The organism is Gluconobacter oxydans (assembly GCF_006539685.1).
Taxonomy (GTDB): domain Bacteria; phylum Pseudomonadota; class Alphaproteobacteria; order Acetobacterales; family Acetobacteraceae; genus Gluconobacter; species Gluconobacter oxydans.
The window spans coordinates 1-3,867 of the sequence record NZ_BJNM01000065.1; the positions used below are offsets into that span (position 1 = coordinate 1).

At 50.2% G+C, this 3,867-nt stretch carries 2 protein-coding genes; both read left to right on the forward strand.

What is annotated here, in order from left to right; genetic code table 11:
* Nucleotides 1-2,457: TonB-dependent receptor (locus GOX01_RS12275; protein ID WP_218023025.1), on the forward strand; the 2,457-nt coding region annotated here is incomplete at its 5' end.
* A 5-nt stretch (nucleotides 2,458-2,462) separates the two neighbouring features.
* Nucleotides 2,463-3,548, forward strand: a complete 1,086-nt coding sequence (locus tag GOX01_RS12280) for a nucleoside hydrolase (protein WP_062268763.1) — start codon at nucleotides 2,463-2,465, stop codon at nucleotides 3,546-3,548.
* Nucleotides 3,549-3,867: the final 319 nt, after the last annotated feature.

Sequence of the window (3,867 nt, forward strand, 5' to 3'; positions counted from 1 at the left end):
CCCATCAAACCCCGGGACCAAACACCTAGGGAACTCCTTGATGAAGAGGCAGGAATGAAGAAACTTGTTGTCGCGGCGCTATTATTTTCAAGCACACTTAGTTCCATTAATAGCGTGTACGCTAAGACTGGTTCTATTGCGCGCACCACTTCTCGTGGTGTTCCGCTATCAAAGCAGAGCACTCATTCTTCTCTTACAGGGTTGGACAGTAAGAGTTCCGAAAGCATCCGAGTGACTGGACAGGGCGCGATTTCCAATAATGGCGTTACCGGCCGCGCTCCTGGGGGAGGCTTGATGGCGCCTCAGCATGGACCAAAGACAAAACAAACCATAACACGCGACTATATTGCTACGCAGGCACCTACCAGTAACCCCGTCCAGCTTCTGGCCATGTTGCCTGGAGCTAATACGGCCAGTTCAGATCCGTTTGGTCTACAGGGAAGCACCATTTCCGTACGTGGCATGACCAGCGGTCAGATCGGCTGGCTGTTCGAAGGAATGCCGCTCAATGACGTAGGAAATTCTGCTTTCTATGCCAATAACGTAGTTCTTTCGGAAGACCTCCAGGAGGTTTCCCTCACGCCTGGCTCGTCTAACATTAATACCCCGACGCTCTCGGCTTCAGGCGGGCTGGTGGAAATGAACATGGTCGATCCTTCCCATCATGCAGGCGGAATGATCGACGCGGCCTATGGCAGTTACAATACCAGCCGTGAGTTCATTCGCCTGGAATCCGGTGATATTGGTCATACGGGTGTGCGGTCTTTCGTTTCCTTTGCGAATGTATATGGAAACGACTGGCGCGGTCCGGGAAAAGTAAAATCTAAACAGGTCGATGCCAAACTGGTCAAGGACTGGGCGGGAGGAAGTCAAACGCGTCTTGCTTTGAGTTATGCAACGCAAGATATTCAGGAAGATCGTTACCCTACGCTTTCACAGTTCGAAAAATATGGAGATAGCCAAGATTATAATTATACTAAAATTAAAAATACATCTAATTATTACAAGCTGCACCGCAATATGTTTCAGAGCATGGCAGCAACCCTTCCAAATGAAATTAATATTACACGCCACTTTCAGATCTCTGAAACACCCTATTTATATTATGGGTATGGCAATGGTGGTGGAGCTTCAACTCTAACTGCGGGTAGTCTTTACTCAGGTACACAGAAAACAGCGTTACTTGATCCTAATGGTAGTGCCATGTCTAATGGCACTCAGGTTTTGGCCTATACGCCCTCTATCGCTAAAACCGTACGTATTGGTAACGTCTTCAAGGGTACGCTGGAGCTGGGCAATCATACGATCACCGGCGGCTACTGGTATGAGTGGTCAGACAAGATGCAGCAATCTGAAGCAAGCTACATCGACCCAGTAAGTGGTGAGGCAGCCAACATCTGGGGACAGACCTATAACTACCTTACGCCTAACGGCTACCCCTACGCCAGCCGCTCCCAAATCACCTTCAGCCAAGTGCACATGTGGTTCATTGAAGACCAGATCGATCTGCTGCAAAAGAAGCTGCATATCGAAGTCGGCTTTAAGGATGCCGTCGTCAAGCGCGATGGATACAATTCACTGCCTGGCGCACCCTATCGTTCCACAACATCAAACAACGTCCCGCTTCCACAGGTTTCCGCCACCTACAAGTTAGGCGAACACCACGAATTCTATGTCGTCGGCGCAACAAATTTTCGTCTGGCACCGAATACGTCTATGTTCAATGTTTACAGTAGCTCTACCGGCAAACTTGCGACGGCTTCAATATCCCAGAACCCGGAATATTCAATCGAAGAAGAAATCGGGTATCGCTATCATTCCGATCTGTTCCTCGCGGATGTGGCATTCTTCAATTACAACTTCACAAACCGGCAACTTTCGCTGAATGCCTATCAGAACGGCGCTTTGGTTTCAGAAAACGTCAATGCCGGTGGCCAAACCACACGCGGCGTCGATATCGAAGTGGCTACACGCCCCATCCTTTATCACCTGCGCCCCTTCGCGTCCTTCGAATACCTACATGCCAGCATCGACAATAACCTTCATATCGGAAATGATCTTCTTCCCACCAAGGGTAAGACTCAGATCATGACACCATCCATCCAGGCGGCTCTGGGGCTTAACTATGACGATACCCACTTTTTTGCGAGCGTTAATCTCAAATATATCGGTAAGCAATACGCCACGTTTATGAATGACGAGCATATCCCAGGATATTTCACCAATAACGTCACTCTTGGATACCGGATGCACAAAATCGGTTTCCTTAAAGCGCCACAGTTTCAACTTAACCTATCCAATATCGCCGACGCTAAATTTCGCACCGGTGTCTATAGCTTCACAAATGCTGCCAAGACAACCACGGGTGTATATGGAACTTCCCTATCCGGCTCCGCACCGACCTACTACCTGATGCCCGGAACATCCGCCATGTTCAGCTTTTCTACGGGGTTCTGACTCTCATGACATGCACCACCTTTGGTGGATACTGCCGTACCGCCTTTCTGGCGCTTGGCACTATGATGCCCCTCTGTGCTGTTGCAGGCACTCCTGTCATTCTGGATAATGATTTTCTCGGTCCTGGCGGTTCGAATATTCAGTCCCTGGCTTATGTTTTAGGCAGAAAGGACGTGGATCTTTTGGGCATCACAGTCGTAGCCGGAGACGGACAGGAAAAGATCGAGACAGCTCATGTTCTATCCTTTCTGGATCTTGCCCGACGCAATGACGTGCCAGTTTATGAGGGCGCCTATCGCCCTCTTCTGAACACTCGAGCGGAGTGGCAGAGCCGGGAATACCTCTATGGTCCTACGGGCTGGCATGGTGCGTGGGGTGGTTTCAATGCTCTAAACGATAGCCCAGAACCTCTGGATATCCGGACAGTACCCGAAGGCTTGCCGACCCATGCACCGGCTGCCACAAGTGCAGCGGAGTTTCTTGTACAGGCAAGCCGAAGATACCAAGGAGAACTTATCCTTATCGCCGGTGGCCCCCTGACTAATATCGCCCTAGCCATGACGATGGATCCGGACTTCGTTCACAATGTTCGGAAAATCGTTTTCATGGGGGGAGAAGTAAATGGGAATGTGATTCCCAATAGAGATCATGCCTCCTATTCGCACGACTTTAATATCCGCTTTGATCCGGAGGCCGCACATCTTGTCTTATCAGCAAAATGGCGTGAGATCGTTGCCGTCTCCCCGCCCGCAACCCAGATCCCTTATAAGCCCGCCTATAGCCGTTGTAGCAACAGTGATAATCCAGTCAGCCAATATCTCACACGCTATGCCCAGAGTTTCCCAATGTGGGATGAAATCACGGCAGCCGTAGCCCTTACACCAAACCTCATCACGTCTTCCTCACCGCTTGTTCTAGACGCCATTTATCGCGACTTCAGTAACTACGGGTATTTGGTTTCGCGGACGAGCAAGGGCGAACAGGACCGGTCGTCAGCAACGGTTCAAGTGGTCTATCAAATCAATACCCATAATTTTTTGAAAAACTACCAAAAGGCTGTCTGCGAAACCGTTTATGATGCAACACGATAACTGGACCGCACCTGAGGTTGCCCTTATCGTCGAAATGACGACCGCAAAGGAATCTCTGACAACGCTCAAAATGGGCTGATAAGCGGCCCTTTTTAACCTCTTGGGCGGAGAGATGACGCTGTCTTACGCAGCGATCCCTCTTAAAAATTAACTTGCGTCCCGCGTTCGTTTGTTCTCTTTCTGTTCTCGTTAAGGAGAACAACCATGACTTCGAACGCGCTGGCGCGTCTGCGCGAGCAGGTCCGATGCCTGGAGCGTCGGAGCCTGCCTCACTCTACACTCCGGGCGCTGCCAACAGGCCTGCAACCAGTCGATTTGA